Genomic DNA, 17,700 nt, shown 5'->3' on the forward strand with positions numbered 1-17,700 from the left:
CCGTTCAGGCGGCGGTGTCGATGCAAAGATATTTGAGTTCGGTGAAGGCCTCCATGCCATGGCGGGAGCCTTCGCGTCCGAGGCCGGACTGTTTCCAGCCGCCGAAGGGAATCGGCCCGCCGGTGATCTTCACCCGGTTGACCGCCACCATGCCGTACTCGAGCGCTCGTGCGAGCCGCAGTTGGCGAGCGCCATTTTCCGTAACGACATAGGCCACGAGGCCATATTCGGTGTCGTTCGCCCGGGCGATCACTTCATGCTCGCTGTCGAATGCGGTGACGGCCGCAACGGGGCCGAATGTTTCCTCACGCATGATCAGCGCATCATCCGGCACATCGGTGAGCACGGTCGGTTGGAAGAACAGCCGCCCGGCGGCGTGACGTTTGCCGCCGATGGAGAGTTTCGCGCCGCGCTTCAGCGCGTCGGCGACCTGCTCCTCGACCTTGGCGATGGCACGCTCGTGCATCAGAGGGCCGATCTCCGTGTCTTGTGCGAGCCCCGCGCCGACTTTGAGACGGGAAACGCGTGCGGCGAAAGCTTCGTTGAAGGCTTTCAGGATTGGCCGTTCGACATAGATCCGGTTCGCCGCGAGGCAGTCCTGCCCGGAGGTCGCGAACTTCGCGGCGATCGCAATGTCTGCCGCCTTCTCCACGTCGGCATCGGCGAAAACGATGAGCGGCGCATGGCCGCCGAGTTCCATCACCAGCCGCTTCATCGTCGGTGCGCACTGGCGGGCGATCAGCTTGCCGATCTCGGTCGAGCCGGTGAAGCTCATGGCGCGGACGCGGGGCTCCTCGCACAGGCGGCCGACAACGGTCGCGGCATCACCGGTGACAATATTGAAGACTCCGGCCGGAATGCCGGCACGCCCGCCGAGTTCCGCAAGCGCGAGAGCGGAAAGCGGCGTCTCGGAGGAGGGGTGAGCAACGACGGTGCAGCCGGCCGCAAGAGCGGCAGCCGCCTTTCGGGTGAGCATAGCGGAGGGGAAGTTCCAGGGCGTGACGATGCCAACGACCCCGAGTGCTTCGCGGCGTACGATCATCTCCGCGCCCGGCAGGTGGCTCGTCACGCTCTCCGCGTTGAGCCGCTTGCCTTCCTCGGCGTACCACTCAATGAAGGAGGCGGCGTAGTCGATCTCTCCGCGCGATTCTGCAAGCGGCTTGCCCTGTTCGAGCGTCATCAGCAGCGCGAGGTCTTCCTTGGCGGCAAGCATCAGCTCGTACCACTTGCGCAGAATGACGGCACGTGCCTGCGGCAGCAGGCCACGCCAGTTGGGAAAAGCCGCCGCAGCGGCATCGACAGCCTCGGAAGCCTGGTCTGCGTCGAGCGAGGCGACCCAGGAAAGTGTCGCGCCCGTTGCAGGGTCGGAAACCTCAAAGGCTTTGCCGCCCTGTCCGGCAACCCACCGCCCTCCAACGTAGGCGAGCTCCCGCAAAAGCTGCCGATCATTCAGGTGGTTCAATGCGTCGTGGAAGGTCGTGCGCGCGAAAACAGCAGTCATGTCCGATCTCCTCTCTTGTTGCGGGTATTCTGGACGCCTACAGGGAGAGAAGTTGTCTATTCCGGACACATGCATCAGAGAGTTGGACTAAATAACCGGGCTGCACAGCCGGATTTATCTATGGCGTCTGAGGGAGCAGGCTGGTGAGCGGGAGCAGGGTTTCTTCCTTGACCGTCTTGGTGACGATGTAGGTGAAATAGCGGTCTATGCCCAGCTCGCGATCCAGCAAGCCATCGATGAGCCGCTGGTAGGCGTCCACGTCGGGTGTCATGATTTTCAGTATGTAGTCGACGCCTCCGCCGACTGACCAGCAGGCGACAATCTCAGGAACCGAGGCGACCACGCGTTCGAAGCGTTCGAAATCGGTCTGGCGGTGATTGCCGAGCGTGATCTCGGTGAGAACGCTCGTAACCGGGGTGACCCGGCGCATGGCGAGCCGTGCATGGTAGCCGGTTACTATGCCGGCCTTTTCCAGTTTTCTCAGTCGCAGCCAGCAAGGTGTTGGCGAGAGCCCCGCCTTCTCGGCAAGCGCCAGTTTGGTAATTCTCCCGTCCTTCTGGATCGCTTCCAGGATGCGCAAATCAATGGCGTCGAGCTTCATCATGCCTTGGAACGCTCTTCGGACAGCTCCGATGTATCGGCGTAGTTCATCATGCGGTGAAAGCTCATGGAAATGTGGGCTCGGCGAATGTATCCGATCGCCTCCCAGTCGCGGATTTCGGCTGCGGACAGGACTGCTTGCATTTCGCTGCGAAAGGCCGAGAACTCTTCGGCCAGACCTAGCTTCGGCATCATCTTCAGGACGACACGAACCACCTGGTAGTACAACCGCTCGCTGATCTCCCGCAGCGGGAGGTTTCCTGTGAACGCTCTGATTTCGGCAAAAAACGCCATGTTCAGATGCAGGAAGGCCTTCTGCGTGGGGTTTTTCATCTCTTCGTCGCAGCGGGCGATGAGGGCCCTGATCCGCTCCAGATCCTCCGCGCTGCGAGGGATAGGCGAAAGCTTGCCGACCAGGAGGGCAAGTTCCATGCGCAAATGATAGATCTGCACCAGCTCGCCGATATCGGGGTCGGTGACGATCGTTCCCACGCCATGCACCGATTCCACCAAGCCCTCGGATTCCAACCTTGCCAGGACACGTCTTATGGGCGTGCGGCTGGTGGAGAATTCCTTCGCCAACTCTTCCTCGGACAGGCGGCCGCTCGGCGCGTACTCGAGTAGGCAGATTCGGTCCCTGAGAGTGTGGTATATCCGATCGAACCTCTCCCTGACCGATGCCGGCTGGGAGGACCCGATGATTTCGGCGTTGTCGGGCAATTCAGGGTGCAAGGTTATCCTGCTTCCAAGACAGCGTTGAGAAACTGCCTTGTCCTTTCGTTATTGGGGTTTCCGAAGATTTCCGCAGGGGCACCCTGTTCGCAAATCTTGCCTTGATAGAAGAAGCACACCCTGTCCGAAAACTCTTTGGCGAAACCCATCTGATGGGTAACCATGAGCATGGTCAGGTCGTGTTCGCGGCCGATCTTCCTTATAACCTGCAGAACTTCGCCCACAAGTTCCGGGTCGAGCGCCGACGTTACCTCGTCGAAGAGCATGATCTTCGGCCTCATGGCAAGCGCGCGTGCGATTGCCACACGCTGCTGTTGTCCGCCTGACAGCTGCGAAGGATAGTGATCCTTCTTCGCCGACAGGCCGACCATGTCCAGGAGTTCCGCCGCGCGTTCTTCAGCCTCCGAACGCTTCATCCCGAGCACGGTTATCGGAGCTTCGATGCAGTTTCCCATCGCCGTCATGTGCGGGAACAGGTTGAAGGACTGGAATACCATGCCGATCTTCGCGCGGATCCGGCGTATATGCTTGGCGGTCGCGGGCACAAGTTTGCCGTTCTGCATCATATGCGTCATGGGTTCCCCATCGACCCAGATAAAACCGTCATTGATGGCCTCCAGGGTCATGAGCATGCGCAAGACGGTGGTCTTGCCGGAGCCCGATGGGCCGATGATCGACACCTTCTCGCCACGGCCGATATCCAGGTTGAGATTGTCGAGAACGGTGAGGGGACCGTAGCGTTTTGAAACGTTCTCGAAGCGTACCATTGGCATGTCGTTCATTTTTATCTCCGCTGCAACCAGGATTCGAGCATCCGGATGATGCCCGCTGAAACCAGACTCATGACAAGGAAGAACACCCCGACGAGCGTGACGGGCTCGGTATAGCGGAAGGTTTCAGATCCGATGTTCTTTGCGGTTTGCATGAGCTCGAGGACCGCAATGGCCGAGAGCAAGGGCGTCTCCTTGAAAAGCGCGATCAGATAGTTTCCGAGCGCAGGAACGACGGGAGGCAGAGCCTGAGGCAGGATTATATCCTTGAAGGTGTTCCATGGAGACAGATTGAGGGCGATGGATGCCTCCCATTGCCCCCTCGGAATGTTCTCGAATCCGGCCCGGTAAACCTCGGAGCAGTAGGCGGCGTAGTGAATGCCTATCGCTGCCACGCCTGCCGTGAACGCATCCAGCACAATTCCTGCCTTCGGCAAGACGAAGTAGAGGAAGAATATCTGGATGAGCAGGGGCGTCGACCGGATGAGTTCCACCAACACCGTGACCGCGACGCCGGCCGCCGGAAAGGCCAATCTGATGGAGGCGAGCACAAGCCCGAGTGTCGCGGCTATGACGAAACCGAGAGCGGTCGCTTCGACCGTCATGGTCGCCGCCCGAGCAAGGACCGGCAGAATCTCGAATGTGAATGTCCAATCCCACATCAGGCGGCCCTTCCGCGTGTCAGTCCCTTCGACGCACGCTGCTCAAGCAGGCGCATGACAATGGTGACGGTTAGAGAAATGGCCAGATAGATCAGCAGCACGAGGGTAAACACGGGTACCGTCTTCAGTGTTGTCTGGTTCATTTGCTGGGCTTTGAAGGTGAGGTCCGCCAGCGTAATCAGGGAAACGAGCGAGGTAGACTTCACCAGTTCGATAAAAAGGTTGCCCCAGGGAGGAATCATGGCCGTAAAGGCCTGAGGCAGGATGATCCGACGCAGCATCTGGGCCTTCGACATGTTGAGCGCGATCGAAGCCTCCCACTGTCCGCGGGCCACGGAGAGGATGGCACCTCGCACCACCTCCGCTCCATAGGCTCCAATGTTCAGGCCGAGCGCCAGAACCGCCACCAGGAAGGCGTCAAGGAAAACGCCGAATTGCGGAAGCACGAAATAGAGCCAGAAGAGCTGCACCAGCGCGGAAGTCCCGCGGAAGATCTCAATGTAGGTCGTCGAAAGCCACCTTATCGGCAGAGGGCCGTAGAGCTTTGCGAGCGCCGCCACCAGCGCCATGAACACAGCGAGCACGGCTCCCAGCAGCGTTATCTCTACCGTCAGGACGGCGCCTTCGAGCAAACCCGGCATGAACAGCCGGTATTCAGCGTTGGCTGAAAGCAGGGCAATCAGCAGCAACGTTGCCGCGAGCATCACGGCGAGCATACGAATCCACATCTGGGCCCCTCATGAACGCAGGGATTGGAAGTGCGGCGCTTTCGCGCCGCCGGCCAGAAGGCGTTATTCGCCTGCGCAAAGCTGCTCTGTCGTCTTGTTCGGCAGATAGCCTTTTCCAAAGCCCAGCGGTTCGACGAGGGCGATATGCTCCGGGGTGCCCAGGAAGGCGACGAGTTCCTTGTTGAAGGCCTCGACAAGATCCTTGTCTTCCTTGCGGAAGCCGAAGCCGCCATGGCCCTTCACCGACTTTCCGGCAACTTCGCCGAAGGGTTCGGTCGACTCTACCCCTTCCGCCTTCTTGGCCATATCGGCGATCGAGAGCGCGGTCAGAGCTGCCGCATCCGCGCGGCCGGCCTGTACAGCGGCAACGAGGCTGGACTGATCAGGAAGGGAGACAACCTGCTCGGCGGAGACGCCAGCATCCTTCGCGTAGCCACTTTCCACAGCACCCGCCATCACCGCGAGCTTCAGATCCTTGTTGGACGCGAAAGTGGAATAGTCTTTTACTGCCTTGGGATTGCCCTTCGCCACCAGCATGGCCTGTCCGATGCCGTAAGAGGGCTCGGAGAAGGTGATTTCGGCGCAGCGCTTGGGATTGATGAACATGCCCGCCGCAATGATGTCGAAGCGGCCTGCCTTCAAGCCGGGAATGAGCGAACCGAATTCGGTGAGCACGCCGTCCACTTCCGCGATGCCCATTTTCTTGAGCACGGCCTTGGCGACTTCCGGAGCCTCTCCCGTGAGCTTTCCGTCCGGAGTGGCGAATCCGAAGGGCGCCTCATTGGCAAATCCGATGCGGATATAGCCGGCGGCCTTTGCTTTCTCGAGAGTCGTTTCTGCATGGGCGTAGCCGGAGAAGGACACGGCGGCGACGGTGAGAGCCGCAGCCCTCAGAGCATTTCTGCGGGAAATGAGAGATTTGAACATGGGTTCCCCTTTTTTTGAAGATGGTGTTCATCTCGGATGGCAATGACGCCTCGCGAGCGATAGAAGTATACATCTGGTCTCGGTTTTCGCAAGGTAGCTCCCAATTAAATGCGAAAAATCTCCGACCCCGTTGCGTGTTGCGCAAAATGATGTACACATCTATGGCGTCATGTAGGTGAAAGGAGATGTCGTGAGCAGGTCGCCTGTTTTTACCGCGGCGGAGTATTCCCGCCGGATCCGTGATGTGAAAAAGCGAATGGAGCGGGCGGGTTTCGACCTGATCATTTGCCAGGATCCTGCGAATATGTGCTGGCTCACCGGCTACGACGGCTGGTCGTTCTATGTTCCGCAATGCGTGCTCGTGCACTTGGACGAGGATCTGCCGATCTGGTTCGGCCGGGCGCAGGACAAGAAGAGTGCTCTTCTGACGACCGGCTTACCTCAGAGCAACGTCGTGCCGTTCTCGGAATATCTGGTGCAGAATCCAGACGGCCATCCCTTCGACGAGCTTGCTGCGCTTGTGCGCGCCCGTGGTTGGGGGAAGGCTCGCATCGGCGTGGAGATGGACGCGCACTACTATACGGCGCGGTGCCATGCCCATCTCGTCAAGGGCCTCCCGAATGCGAGCTTTTCCAACAACGGCGATCTGGTCAACTGGGCGCGCCTGATCAAATCCGAGCCCGAACTGGCCCTGATACGCGAGGCGGGTACTATTTGCTCCCATGCGATGGAGCGGGCGATCGGGAAGATGGCCCCAAGAGTGCCGCAAAACCAGGTTATCGCCGAACTCTATAATGCTCAGATCATGGGCGTGGATGGCCTCGGCGGCGACTACGCGGCGATCTGCCCGCTGATGCCCGTCGGCGAAGGCACTGCCACCCCGCACCTGACCTGGACGGAAGATCCGCTGCCGCAATCCGGCCTTGCGATTCTTGAGATCGCTGGCGTTAGGCGGCGCTACCATGTGGCTCTTACCCGCACCGTGCACTTCGGCCCGCCGCCTCAAACCTATCTCGACATCGCGAAAGCCATCGTGGACGGCGTCGACGCGGGGCTCGAAAAGGCGCGTTCCGGCAACACCGCCGAGGAAGTCGAGGCCGCATGGCAGGCGGTTCTACGCAGCCGAGGGCTGAAGAAGGAAAGCCGCGTTGGTTACCCGGTTGGCCTGGCTTATCCACCGGACTGGGGCGAGCGCACCGTCAGTCTGCGACCGGGCGATAGGACCGAGTTACAGCCGGGCATGTGCTTTCACATGATGGCGGGCGTCTGGCTCAGTGACTTCGGCTTGGCGATATCGGAATCATTCGTCGTCACGGACAAGGGCGGAGAGAAGCTCTGTACCTCGCCGCGGGAACTGATCGTCGTCGAATAGACGCACATTGATATCCATTCAAAGCTCCGCCGACTGAGGACGGGAGACAAGAGAGACATTATGGACGGTAATCCCTTTACCGATGGCGAAATCGCGCGCCGTCTTGGAGCTGTCAGAGCGGGGCTCGTCGATCGAGGGCTCGACGCGGCGGTCTTTGCATCGCCGGAAAACGTCTTCTACCTGACCGGCCTCGATCACTGGGGCTACTTCGCGCCCCACCTTCTCATCGTTCCGCTCCAGGGTGAGCCGACGCTCGTCACCCGCGCGATGGAGCGGGTGACGATCGAAAATCACGTCCGCGCGGCCGAGTTCCGCGGTCACAGCGACAGCGAAACCGCGGCCGATCTGGCGTCGCGCATTCTCAACGATCAGGGTTTCGCCGGAAAGCGCCTCGGGCTCGAGCACTGGACGTCCGGGTTGAGCCACGGGCTTGCACGGCGACTGGAGTCGCTGGTGCGCGCCGAGTGGAGCGATGTCTCCAATCTGGTGGATCACCTGAGGCTGGTGAAGAGTGCGGAGGAGCAAGTCCTCATGCGGCGGGCCGCTGCGGTCACCGATGCGGCGGCGAGCGCCGCCATAGAGATGATCGCCGACGGTGCACGGGAGCGCGACGTTGCTGCCGAGTGCATCGCCGCGATGACCCGCGCGGGAGGTCATGTGCCGGGCTTTGGCCCCTTCATCCGTCCGGCCTCGCGGCTTGGCGAGGAGCACACGACATGGGGATCCGGAAACTACCGCCAGGGGGAACCGGTCTTCATCGAGCTTTCCGGATGCATCTCGCGTTATCACGCGCCGCTCGGGCGCCTGATCCGGCTTGGAGGCATCAGCGACGCCGATCAGCGCATGGCGGAAGTGACGGCGGCGGCCTTCAATGCCGTCGTCGGGGCACTCAGGCCCGGCGCGCGTGCCCGTGATGTCTACGCCGCCTGGCAAGGTGTCGTCGACGATGCGGGCCTTTCCCATTACCGCCGCCATCACTGCGGCTACTGTGTAGGTGTTGGCCAGCCACCGTCTTGGACGGGGGGGAATACGGTGACGGGTCTCAGGCACGATTCCGATCTCGAGATCCGCACGGGGATGAGCTTCCACATCCTTTCCTGGTTGATGGGGACCGGCAAGGGCGACGATTTCGTCTCCAACACCGTGTTGCTGACGGAGACCGGACCCGAGGTGCTGACACGCACGCCGCTCGGCCCGATCGTTCGATAGGACTTTGTCATGAGCCGTTATTCGGTCTTCTCGCTGCTGCGCCACGCAGCCACAGGCAACCGGGGATGGCAACGCGCCTGGCGCGCCGCCAGTCCAAAGACCTCCTATGACGTCGTTATCATCGGAGGCGGCGGACACGGCCTCGCAACCGCCTTCTATCTCGCCGAGAACCACGGCGTCCGCAATGTCGCCGTACTGGAAAAGGGCTATATCGGCGGCGGGAATGTGGGGCGGAATACGACGGTCATCCGCTCGAATTACCTGCTGGACGGCAATACCCAGTTCTACGAGTTCTCCATGAAGCTCTGGGAGGGAATGTCGACCGCCCTGAACTTCAACGTCATGTTCTCGCAGCGCGGCCAGCTCGTGACCGCACATTCGGCTGATCAACTCGATACGTTTACCCACCGCGCCAACGTGATGCGCTCGAATGGTATCGACGCGGAGATTCTCGACCGGGACGCGGTGCGCAAGCTCGTGCCCTATGTCGACTTCTCCGACACCGCGCGGTTTCCGATCCATGGCGCGATCTTCCAGGGGCGAGCCGGCACCGCCCGCCATGATGCGGTGGCATGGGGCTACGCGCGGGCGGCGAGCGGTCATGGCGTGGACATCATCGAGGGCTGCGAAGTTACGGACTTTGTCCGGCAGGGTGATCGGATCGTCGGCGTTGAAACGACCCGCGGTCGCATCGGTGCCGGCCGGGTCGGTCTTGCGGTGGCCGGCCATACGTCCGTCCTTGGCCAGAAGGCCGGGCTGGAACTCCCGATCGAGAGCCATCTGCTCCAGGCCTTCGTGACCGAGCCGGTCAAGCCTTTGGTCGACCATGTCGTGGCCTACGGGGCGGACCATTTCTACCTCAGCCAGTCGGACAAGGGCGGTCTCGTCTTCGGCGGCAACCTCGACGGCTACAACTCCTATTCCCAGCGCGGCAACACCGGCGTGCTGCGGGAGGTCTGCGAGGCAGCGATCGCGCTGATGCCGAACATCTCGCGCCTGCGCCTGCTGCGCCATTGGGGCGGCATCATGGACATGACGCCGGACGCAAGCCCGATCATCTCGCTGACGCCCGTCGATGGCCTCTATCTGAACGGCGGCTGGTGTTACGGCGGCTTCAAGGCGACGCCCGCATCCGGTTGGTGCTTCGCCGAGATGCTGGCGACTGGCGAGACGCCGGCCCTCGTCCGCGGCTATGGGCTGGGGCGCTTCCGCAGCGGGCACATGATCGACGAAGCGGGTGCCGGCCCCTTCGCCTGGCTTCAATAGGAGAGCGAGATGCTTCGTATCGACTGCCCCTGCTGCGGCGTACGTGACCATGGCGAATTCCGTTACGGCGGCGATGCCACCGTCGAGCGGCCGGCTCACGACAATCCGGATCTCGATGCCTGGTACCGCTATGTGTACGTGCGGGCCAATCCCAAGGGGCTGCATCGCGAATTTTGGCAGCACGTTCTCGGCTGCCGCCAATGGCTCGTCGTCGAGCGCGACACGGTCACGCATTCGATCGGTTCGGTCAGTTTTTCAAGAAGGCAACGGGCATGACACCCACCGAAAAGCGCCTTGCGTCAGGCGGATATCTCAACCGCTCGCAAGCCCTCAAGTTTACGTTCGATGGCCGTCAATACGCGGGATTCAAGGGAGACACGCTGGCTTCCGCTTTGCTCGCGAACGGGGTTTCGCTGGTTGGCAGGAGCTTCAAATATCATCGTCCCCGCGGCATTCTTACTGCCGGCGTGGAGGAGCCGAATGCCTTGGTGACGGTGGGGGCGGGCGCGCGCCGGGAGCCGAACCTGCCAGCCACGATGCTCGAACTGACAACCGGCCTGGAAGCGACAAGCCAGAACAACTGGCCCTCCTTGCGTTTCGATGTCCAGAGCGTCAACAGCCTGTTCAGTCCGCTTCTTTCCTCAGGGTTCTACTACAAGACCTTCATGGGGCCGACCCGCCGCGCCTGGATGGTCTATGAGCACGTCATCCGCAAGGCGGCGGGTCTCGGCAAAGCGACAATGATGCCGGATCCGGACCTGTACGACGCCCGTGACGATTTCACGGATGTGGCGGTCGTCGGCAGTGGGCCGGCCGGGCTTTCGGCTGCGCGGGCGGCCGCGCAAGCTGGAGCGCGCGTGCTTTTGATAGAGCAGGACTTCGAAATCGGCGGACGCCTGCTTTCCGAACCTGCGGGAGCGGCATGGCTGCGGACAATGGGGACCGAGCTTGAGGGCATGGCGAACGTTCGGATTATGCGGCGCACAACCGCCTTCGGACTCTACGACGGGAATACGCTCGCGCTGATCGAGGATGCGGATCCGTTTGCGGGCCACGGTATGGCTGCGGCAAGAAAGAGCTTTACGCTGCTGCGCGCCCAGAGCATCGTCTTCGCCACCGGCGCGATCGAGCGGCCGATGGTGTTCTCGAACAATGACCGGCCCGGCGCCATGCTGACGTCCGCGATCAGGACATATGTCAATCGTTACTCGGTTCTGCCCGGCAACAACGTCATGATCGCGACCGCCGACGACAGCGCCTATCTCACCGCTTTCGATCTCCTCGCCCACGGGGCACGCGTCACGATCGCCGACGCAAGGCCGATGGCGGAGCCGACGCTGCTGGCGAAGGCGAAGCAAATGGGCGCGGAGGTTCTTCTCGCGACGAACGTGGTGGATGTGAAAGGCAAATACGCGGTAAGGGGTGTCGTCCTCGCCGGAAAGCAAGGCACCACAAGCGTTAGCTGCGATCTTATCGGCATGTCTGCGGGCTGGTCTCCGGTCCTGCATTTGACGTCGCATCAGGGTGTCAAGCCTGTCTATCGGCCGGACATCGATGGCTTTGTTCCGGGACAGCTCCCCGAAACCCAGTTCGTCGCCGGTGCGGCGGCTGGAAGCTTGAGCGTCTCGGCGGCCGTCGCCGAGGGTGCCAGCGCCGGCCGCGCGGCGGCCGCCGTCGCTGGAAAGGTGGGAGCGGTCGCCGAAGCGCCCGCATTGGATATTGAGGAAACTTTCGGTCAGACGACTGCCTACAAGCCGGTCTTCGGTCAGCGAAAGGCATTCGTCGATTTCCAGATGGACGTGACGCTCGACGATATCCAGCTCGCCCAGCGGGAAGGATACGAGTCGGTCGAGCATCTCAAGCGCTATACGACGCTGGGGATGGGGACGGACCAGGGCAAGACCAGCAACATCAATGCCCTGAAGGTGATGGCGAAGCTGCGCGGGATTTCGATCCCGGAAGCTGGAACGACCACGTTCCGGCCGCCCTACGCGCCGGTTGCGATCGGGGCGGTCGCCGGACGTGCGACCGGTCATCACTTCCGTCCCTACCGTCTCACACCGATCCACGACTGGCACACCGCGAATGGCGCGCAAATGCTCGAGGTCGGGCTCTGGATGCGGCCGTGGTTCTTCGAGGCCTCCGGCAAGGATGTGAATACGGCTTACGTCAACGAAATGCGGCACGTGCGGTCCGCGGCGGGGATCATGGACATTTCGACGCTCGGCAAGATCGACATCCAGGGGCCGGACGCGGCCGCCTTTCTCGACCGGGTCTACGCCAATGGCTTTGCCAGCCTTAAGGTGGGGCGGGCCCGTTACGGCGTCATGCTGCGCGACGACGGCATCGTTTTCGATGACGGAACGACGACGCGCCAGGGGCAAAACCGCTTCTTCATGACGACGTCGACCGCAAAGGCGGCCGACGTGCTTTCCTGGCTGGAATTTCTTCTCGACACGGCGTGGCCGGATCTGCGCGTCTCCGTTTCGTCGGTCAGCGATGAATGGGCGGGCATGTCGGTCGCGGGGCCTCAGAGCGGCAAGATCCTCGCGGCCGCGTTCCCGGATATCGATTTCTCCAACGAGACGCTGCCGCACATGGGGCTCGCCGAGGGAACGTTCAAGGACAGTCCGCTCAGGATCATTCGCCTCAGCTATTCCGGCGAGCGCGCCTATGAAATCTATGTCGGAGCCTCGAACGGAGAAGCCGCCTGGCGGCACCTCATCGACGTCGGCGCGACCTATGGCCTGAAACCCTACGGCGTTGAGGCGCTTGGGGCGCTGCGGATCGAAAAGGGCCATGTGGCCGGTCCTGAAATCGACGGCAGAACGACGCTCTCGGACCTGGGCATGGGTCGGATGGTCGCCAAGCGAAGCGGCTACGTCGGCGAGTCCCTGAGCCGTCGGGAAGCTTTCCAGGCTGCAAACCGCCAGCGGCTGGTCGGCCTGAAATGCATTGAACCCGGCAAACGGCTTCGCGGTGGGGCGCTTCTTTTTGCACCCGGCGAGCCGCTGCAAGGCCACGGCCGCGGCCGCATGACGTCGATCACCTACAGTCCGGAGCTGGACTGCTACATCGGCCTCGGACTGCTTGCCGCGGACTTCAAAGGCGACGAGGTGATTGCCTCCTATCCCATGAAAAATGAAGTCGTGCGGGCGCGCGTCGTTTCCCCCGTCTTCCTGGATCCCGCCGGAGAACGCATGCATGGTTGAGACCTTATCCGCCACGCACATGGTGCTCAAGCAACTGCCATGCCCGCTCATTCAATGTGATGCTTGGGAGGGTGCTCTTGCGGCGTTCGAGTCGGCGCTTGCCGGCGAGATCGGCGGCGCCCTGCCGACCCAGGTCGGGGAAATCGCTGGCCGCGACGGCGTGAAGGTCGTGCGTGCGGCACCACGGCGCTTCTGGATTTTCCCGGCAGAGCGCTCGTCGACGATCGCTTCCGGCATTCCGCCCGAGTTGGGCTGCAGGCTGGACCTCAGCGAAGGGCGGATACGCATTGAGGTTTCCACGCCTGATCTGCGCGATGTCGTCTCCAAATGTCTGGCGATCGACTGGGACCGCACACTGGGCGTTGCGACCTTTTCCTCGCTGCACCGCATCCCGGTCATGTTCACGCGTTCCTCGGAGCGCGATGGCGAATTTGTCGTGCCGCGAAGCTTCGCCCGAAGCATCTCTGAATGGCTGGAGGAATGTCAGTGATGGAGCTCGACACTTTCCTGGCCGCCCGCCAACGGATCGCCGGCCGAATCCTGCGCACGCCCTTCGTCCTTTCCGCGTCGCTTTCCGAGCGCTGCGGCGTGCCTGTCGGCCTGAAGCTCGAACACCACCAGACGACCGGCAGCTTCAAGCTGCGCGGCGCCACCAACGCGGTCCTGTCGCTCAGCCCGGAGGAGCGGGCCCGCGGTGTCGTGGCGGCCTCGACGGGCAATCACGGCCGTGCCCTTGCCCATGCGGCGAAAACCGAAGGATCGAGCGCGACGATCTGCATGTCGCGGCTCGTACCGGAGAACAAGGTCTCGGAAACCCGGCGTCTCGGGGCGAATGTCAGGATCGTCGGCAGGTCGCAAGACGAGGCCCAGCAGGAGGTCGATCGGCTGGTCCGTGAGGAGGGACTGGTGATGGTGCCGCCGTTCGACGATCCGTCGGTCGTTGCCGGCCAAGGCACGTTGGGGCTTGAGATTGTCGAGGACATGCCGGAGGTGTCCACGGTGCTGGTGCCGCTATCGGGCGGCGGGCTTGCGGCGGGCGTCGCTGCCGCGGTCAAAGCACGTCGGCCGAAGGCGCGCGTGATCGGGCTGACGATGGAGCAGGGGGCGGCGATGAAGGCAAGCCTCAACGCCGGCCGTCCCGTGCAAGTCGAGGAAGAGGCAAGTCTTGCGGATTCACTCGGCGGGGGGATCGGACTGGACAACCGGGTCACGTTCGCCATGTGCCGCGATCTCCTCGACGACGTCGTGCTGCTTTCGGAAGAAGAGATCGCCGCCGGCATTCGTCACGCCTACGAACAGGAACGCGAGATTGTCGAAGGGGCAGGGGCCGTCGGCTTCGCGGCGCTCTTGGCGGGCAAGATCCGGAACGTCGGCGGACCTGTCGCGGTGATCCTTTCAGGACGCAACATCGACATGGGGCTGCACCGGCGCGTGATAAACGGCGAAACGGATCCCCTTCGGGAGGGTAGAACATGAGACAAATGAAGATTCTCACAGAGGCCGATCTGAGGGCGATCGTATCACTCGACCTCGAGGCGGTCGGTTGCGTCGAGGGCGCCTTTCATGCCTTGGCTACGAAGGCCGTAGCGATGCCGCCTATCCTGCGGCTGGACATTCCCGAGTACCGCGGGGAGGTCGACGTCAAGACGGCCTATGTTCCCGGCATCGAAGGCTTTGCAATCAAGATCAGCCCTGGCTTCTTCGACAATCCGAAGATCGGCTTGCCGAGCACCAACGGCATGATGGTGCTGCTCTCCAGCCGCACCGGCCTCGTTGAGGCGTTGCTGCTCGACAACGGTTACCTGACGGATGTCCGCACCGCCGCCGCCGGAGCGGTTGCCGCCAAGCATCTCGCCCGGAAGGATGCAAGCGTTGCCGCGGTTCTGGGTGCCGGGATGCAGGCCAAGCTGCAGCTTCAGGCGCTCGCGCTGGTGCGGCCGATCCGCGAAGCGCGCATCTGGGCGCGCGATCATGCGAAGGCAAAGGCCGCCGCGGATGAGCTTGCCGCAAAACTCGGGATCCCCGTGGTTGCCGTTTCAAATGCCAAGGCGGCTGTCTCGGGCGCACACGTCGTCATCACGACGACACCCTCGACCACGCCCATACTAAAAGCGGAATGGCTTGAGAAAGGACAACACGTCACGGCGATGGGCTCGGACGCCGAGCACAAGAATGAGATCGAGCCCGCCGTCATCGGCCGCGCGGATCTCTACGTGGCCGACAGTCTAGCGCAAACGCGCAGGCTGGGTGAACTGCACCACGCCATCGAGGCTGGCGTCGTCAGGGCCGCCGACTTCCCGGAGCTTGGGCAGATCATCGCCGGCCAGAGACAGGGACGCGCTGACGCCGATCAGATCACCATCGCGGACCTCACCGGCACGGGCATCCAGGATACGGCAATAGCCACACTCGCCTTCACGCGGGCCAATGCGGCGGATGCCGGGACCACGTTCGAAAGCTAGAGCCGGGGGGGAAATAGAGGATACGACATGACGCAACCCAATCTCAAATTTTCCTTGGCGGAATACGAAGCGAGACTGCTGAAGACGCGGCAGTCGATGGAAGCGAAGGGCATCGATCTGCTGATCGTCAGTGACCCATCGAACATGGCCTGGCTGACGGGCTATGACGGCTGGTCCTTCTACGTGCACCAGGCCGTGATCGTACCGCCATCGGGCGAGCCGATCTGGTTTGGCCGCGGTCAGGACGCCAACGGGGCGAAGTTGACCGCCTATCTGAAGCACGAGAACATCATCGGCTATCCCGACCACTACGTGCAGTCGACCGAACGCCATCCGATGGATTACCTCTCCGGCATCCTTGCCGATCGCGGCTGGGGGGCACTGCGTATCGGCGTCGAGATGGACAACTACTGGTTCTCCGCAGCCGCCTTCGCCTCGCTGCAGAAGCATCTGCCGAATGGTCGCTTCATAGACGCGACGGCGCTCGTCAACTGGCAGCGCGCGGTCAAGAGCGAGACCGAGATCAAGTACATGCGCAACGCGGCCCGCATCGTCGAGGGCATGCATCGGCGTATCTTCGACAAGATCGAGGTCGGCATGCGCAAATGCGATCTGGTCGCGGAGATCTATGACGCCGGCACCCGCGGGGTTGACGGTATCGGCGGCGACTATCCGGCAATCGTGCCGCTGCTGCCGTCGGGCCGTGACGCAACCGCACCGCATCTCACCTGGGACGATAAGCCCATGAAGGCGGGAGAGGGGACCTTCTTCGAGATCGCCGGCTGCTACAATCGTTACCATGTGCCGCTGTCGCGCACCGTCTTCCTCGGCAAGCCGACCAAGGCCTTTCTCGACGCGGAAAAGGCCACTCTCGAAGGAATGGAGGCCGGACTTGCTGTCGCCAGGCCGGGCAACACCTGCGAGGACATAGCCAAAGCCTTCTTCGCGGTCCTGAAAAAATACGGCATCGTCAAGGACAGCCGCACCGGCTATCCGATCGGGCTTTCCTATCCGCCGGACTGGGGCGAGCGCACGATGAGCCTGCGTCCAGGCGACAGGACCGAGCTCAAGCCAGGCATGACCTTCCACTTCATGACGGGGCTGTGGCTCGAGGACATGGGCTTCGAGACCACGGAAAGCATTCTCATTACCGAGACCGGCGTCGAATGCTTCGCCAACGTGCCGCGCCAGCTCTTCATCAAGGACTAGCATCAAATGACCGAGACGATATTGCGGCCATCGCCGATCTCAGCAAGCGTCGATTTTTCGGCCGAAGGCGTCCAGCACGGCTTTCTGCGGTTGCCCTACAGCCGCGATGACTCCGCCTGGGGATCGGTGATGATACCGATCACCGTCGTCAAGAATGGGGATGGGCCTACGGCCCTTCTCACGGGCGGCAACCACGGCGACGAGTACGAAGGGCCGATCGCGCTCTTCGACCTCGCCCGGACATTGGAGCCGGATGAAGTGATGGGACGGGTCATCATCGTTCCTGCTATGAACTATCCCGCCTTCGCCGCCGGCACCCGCACGTCGCCGATCGACAAGGGCAACATGAACAGGAGCTTTCCCGGAAAGCCGGACGGCACCGTGACGCAGAAGATCGCCGACTATTTCCAGCGAGAACTCCTGCCGCTCGCGGACATTGTCCTCGACTTCCATTCGGGTGGAAAGACGCTTGACTTCCTGCCGTTCTGCGCAGCGCACATCCTGCCCGATAAGGAGCAGGAGGCAAGGGCCTTCGAACTGGTCAAGGCGTTCGGCGCGCCCTGGTCGATGAAGATGCTGGAGATCGATGCGGTCGGAATGTACGACACGGCGGCCGAGGAGATGGGCAAGGTGTTCATCACCACAGAGCTTGGCGGCGGCGGAACCGCAACCGCCAGGAGCGCTGGCATCGCCAAACGCGGCGTGAGGAATGTGCTTTGCGCCGCCGGCATCCTGAAAGGCGCAGTCGAGACATCGACGACCGAATGGCTCGACATGCCGGATGGGGACTGCTTCCTGTTCGCGGAAGACGGGGGCCTGATCGAGCCGCTCGTCGATCTGGGGGACAAGGTGCGCAGGGGCGATGTGGTAGCCCGCATTTACCCCATCGATCGTACCGGCGCTGAACCTGTCGAGATGAAGGCAAAAATGGACGGCCTGCTGGCCGCCAGGCACTTCCCAGGTCTGGTAAAGCAGGGCGACTGCGTTGCCGTCGTCGCGGTGTAGTGCATTCGACCGACAATCATGCCCTAGAGCGGGATGAGGAAAAGT

17 protein-coding genes are annotated in these 17,700 nt (G+C 62.2%); 10 read left to right on the plus strand and 7 right to left on the minus strand.

Annotated features, from left to right (window positions below; all coding sequences use genetic code 11):
- Positions 1–4 precede the first annotated feature (4 nt).
- The 7 genes from ILFOPFJJ_RS20280 to ehuB form a co-directional block, all read right to left on the minus strand.
- A complete protein-coding gene (locus tag ILFOPFJJ_RS20280) occupies positions 5–1,501 on the minus strand; it encodes an NAD-dependent succinate-semialdehyde dehydrogenase (RefSeq protein ID WP_173512353.1) in 1,497 nt (498 codons plus the stop codon).
- 118 nt (positions 1,502–1,619) lie between these two features.
- Entirely contained in the window at positions 1,620–2,102 is a 483-nt protein-coding gene (locus ILFOPFJJ_RS20285) for an Lrp/AsnC family transcriptional regulator (RefSeq protein ID WP_173512511.1), read from the minus strand.
- Positions 2,102–2,833, minus strand: coding sequence for a GntR family transcriptional regulator (locus ILFOPFJJ_RS20290; protein ID WP_246299693.1), 732 nt, complete (start codon positions 2,831–2,833; stop codon positions 2,102–2,104). The genes ILFOPFJJ_RS20285 and ILFOPFJJ_RS20290 overlap by 1 nt, the downstream gene beginning before the upstream one ends.
- Positions 2,834–2,835: 2 nt before the next feature.
- Positions 2,836–3,615: an ectoine/hydroxyectoine ABC transporter ATP-binding protein EhuA gene (gene ehuA, locus ILFOPFJJ_RS20295; RefSeq protein WP_173512354.1), complete on the minus strand. Its 780-nt coding sequence runs from the start codon at positions 3,613–3,615 to the stop codon at positions 2,836–2,838.
- 2 nt (positions 3,616–3,617) lie between these two features.
- Positions 3,618–4,268 carry an ectoine/hydroxyectoine ABC transporter permease subunit EhuD gene (gene ehuD, locus ILFOPFJJ_RS20300; protein ID WP_210267518.1) on the minus strand — a complete coding sequence of 217 codons (651 nt, stop codon included), beginning with the start codon at positions 4,266–4,268 and terminating at the stop codon, positions 3,618–3,620.
- Complete coding sequence (ehuC, locus tag ILFOPFJJ_RS20305; protein WP_173512356.1) at positions 4,265–4,993, minus strand: ectoine/hydroxyectoine ABC transporter permease subunit EhuC; 729 nt, start codon at positions 4,991–4,993, stop codon at positions 4,265–4,267. The genes ehuD and ehuC overlap by 4 nt, the downstream gene beginning before the upstream one ends.
- Positions 4,994–5,056: 63 nt before the next feature.
- A complete protein-coding gene (ehuB, locus tag ILFOPFJJ_RS20310) occupies positions 5,057–5,920 on the minus strand; it encodes an ectoine/hydroxyectoine ABC transporter substrate-binding protein EhuB (RefSeq protein ID WP_173512357.1) in 864 nt (287 codons plus the stop codon).
- A 190-nt stretch (positions 5,921–6,110) separates the two neighbouring features.
- Between ehuB and ILFOPFJJ_RS36240 the strand changes: the two genes are divergently transcribed.
- The 10 genes from ILFOPFJJ_RS36240 to doeB are packed head-to-tail and all read left to right on the plus strand — an operon-like array spanning position 6,111 to position 17,655.
- Positions 6,111–7,292, plus strand: coding sequence for a M24 family metallopeptidase (locus ILFOPFJJ_RS36240; RefSeq protein ID WP_173512358.1), 1,182 nt, complete (start codon positions 6,111–6,113; stop codon positions 7,290–7,292).
- Between the two features lie 60 nt (positions 7,293–7,352).
- Complete coding sequence (locus ILFOPFJJ_RS20320) at positions 7,353–8,501, plus strand: M24 family metallopeptidase (RefSeq protein WP_173512359.1); 1,149 nt, start codon at positions 7,353–7,355, stop codon at positions 8,499–8,501.
- Between the two features lie 9 nt (positions 8,502–8,510).
- Positions 8,511–9,767: a sarcosine oxidase subunit beta family protein gene (locus tag ILFOPFJJ_RS20325; protein ID WP_173512360.1), complete on the plus strand. Its 1,257-nt coding sequence runs from the start codon at positions 8,511–8,513 to the stop codon at positions 9,765–9,767.
- A 9-nt stretch (positions 9,768–9,776) separates the two neighbouring features.
- Positions 9,777–10,043 carry a sarcosine oxidase subunit delta gene (locus ILFOPFJJ_RS20330; protein WP_173512361.1) on the plus strand — a complete coding sequence of 89 codons (267 nt, stop codon included), beginning with the start codon at positions 9,777–9,779 and terminating at the stop codon, positions 10,041–10,043.
- On the plus strand, positions 10,040–12,979 hold the full coding sequence (locus ILFOPFJJ_RS20335; RefSeq protein WP_173512362.1) for a sarcosine oxidase subunit alpha family protein: 2,940 nt from the start codon (positions 10,040–10,042) through the stop codon (positions 12,977–12,979). Before ILFOPFJJ_RS20330 ends, ILFOPFJJ_RS20335 begins: the two co-directional genes overlap by 4 nt.
- Positions 12,972–13,469 carry an aminomethyltransferase family protein gene (locus ILFOPFJJ_RS20340; RefSeq protein WP_173512363.1) on the plus strand — a complete coding sequence of 166 codons (498 nt, stop codon included), beginning with the start codon at positions 12,972–12,974 and terminating at the stop codon, positions 13,467–13,469. Before ILFOPFJJ_RS20335 ends, ILFOPFJJ_RS20340 begins: the two co-directional genes overlap by 8 nt.
- Complete coding sequence (gene eutB / locus ILFOPFJJ_RS20345; RefSeq protein WP_376741431.1) at positions 13,469–14,455, plus strand: hydroxyectoine utilization dehydratase EutB; 987 nt, start codon at positions 13,469–13,471, stop codon at positions 14,453–14,455. Before ILFOPFJJ_RS20340 ends, eutB begins: the two co-directional genes overlap by 1 nt.
- Positions 14,452–15,441: an ectoine utilization protein EutC gene (gene eutC / locus ILFOPFJJ_RS20350; RefSeq protein WP_173512365.1), complete on the plus strand. Its 990-nt coding sequence runs from the start codon at positions 14,452–14,454 to the stop codon at positions 15,439–15,441. Before eutB ends, eutC begins: the two co-directional genes overlap by 4 nt.
- Positions 15,442–15,468: 27 nt before the next feature.
- Positions 15,469–16,650 (plus strand): ectoine hydrolase DoeA, encoded by a 1,182-nt coding sequence (doeA, locus tag ILFOPFJJ_RS20355; protein ID WP_173512366.1) that lies wholly within the window; start codon positions 15,469–15,471, stop codon positions 16,648–16,650.
- 6 nt (positions 16,651–16,656) lie between these two features.
- Positions 16,657–17,655, plus strand: coding sequence for a N(2)-acetyl-L-2,4-diaminobutanoate deacetylase DoeB (doeB, locus tag ILFOPFJJ_RS20360; protein WP_173512367.1), 999 nt, complete (start codon positions 16,657–16,659; stop codon positions 17,653–17,655).
- The last annotated feature ends 45 nt before the right edge of the window (positions 17,656–17,700 follow it).

It is taken from the genome of Sinorhizobium psoraleae, from assembly GCF_013283645.1.
In the GTDB taxonomy this organism is placed as follows: domain Bacteria; phylum Pseudomonadota; class Alphaproteobacteria; order Rhizobiales; family Rhizobiaceae; genus Sinorhizobium; species Sinorhizobium psoraleae.

Excerpts from the sequence above, each read along its gene's own strand:
- ILFOPFJJ_RS20280 (WP_173512353.1), bottom strand. The coding sequence starts at position 1,501 with ATGACTGCTGTTTTCGCGCGCACGACCTTCCACGACGCATTGAACCAC.
- ILFOPFJJ_RS20285 (WP_173512511.1), bottom strand. The coding sequence starts at position 2,102 with ATGAAGCTCGACGCCATTGATTTGCGCATCCTGGAAGCGATCCAGAAG.
- ehuA (WP_173512354.1), bottom strand. The coding sequence starts at position 3,615 with ATGAACGACATGCCAATGGTACGCTTCGAGAACGTTTCAAAACGCTAC.
- ehuC (WP_173512356.1), bottom strand. The coding sequence starts at position 4,993 with ATGTGGATTCGTATGCTCGCCGTGATGCTCGCGGCAACGTTGCTGCTG.
- ehuB (WP_173512357.1), bottom strand. The coding sequence starts at position 5,920 with ATGTTCAAATCTCTCATTTCCCGCAGAAATGCTCTGAGGGCTGCGGCT.
- ILFOPFJJ_RS20320 (WP_173512359.1), top strand. The coding sequence starts at position 7,353 with ATGGACGGTAATCCCTTTACCGATGGCGAAATCGCGCGCCGTCTTGGA.
- ILFOPFJJ_RS20325 (WP_173512360.1), top strand. The coding sequence starts at position 8,511 with ATGAGCCGTTATTCGGTCTTCTCGCTGCTGCGCCACGCAGCCACAGGC.
- ILFOPFJJ_RS20330 (WP_173512361.1), top strand. The coding sequence starts at position 9,777 with ATGCTTCGTATCGACTGCCCCTGCTGCGGCGTACGTGACCATGGCGAA.
- ILFOPFJJ_RS20335 (WP_173512362.1), top strand. The coding sequence starts at position 10,040 with ATGACACCCACCGAAAAGCGCCTTGCGTCAGGCGGATATCTCAACCGC.
- ILFOPFJJ_RS20340 (WP_173512363.1), top strand. The coding sequence starts at position 12,972 with ATGGTTGAGACCTTATCCGCCACGCACATGGTGCTCAAGCAACTGCCA.
- eutB (WP_376741431.1), top strand. The coding sequence starts at position 13,469 with ATGGAGCTCGACACTTTCCTGGCCGCCCGCCAACGGATCGCCGGCCGA.
- eutC (WP_173512365.1), top strand. The coding sequence starts at position 14,452 with ATGAGACAAATGAAGATTCTCACAGAGGCCGATCTGAGGGCGATCGTA.
- doeA (WP_173512366.1), top strand. The coding sequence starts at position 15,469 with ATGACGCAACCCAATCTCAAATTTTCCTTGGCGGAATACGAAGCGAGA.
- doeB (WP_173512367.1), top strand. The coding sequence starts at position 16,657 with ATGACCGAGACGATATTGCGGCCATCGCCGATCTCAGCAAGCGTCGAT.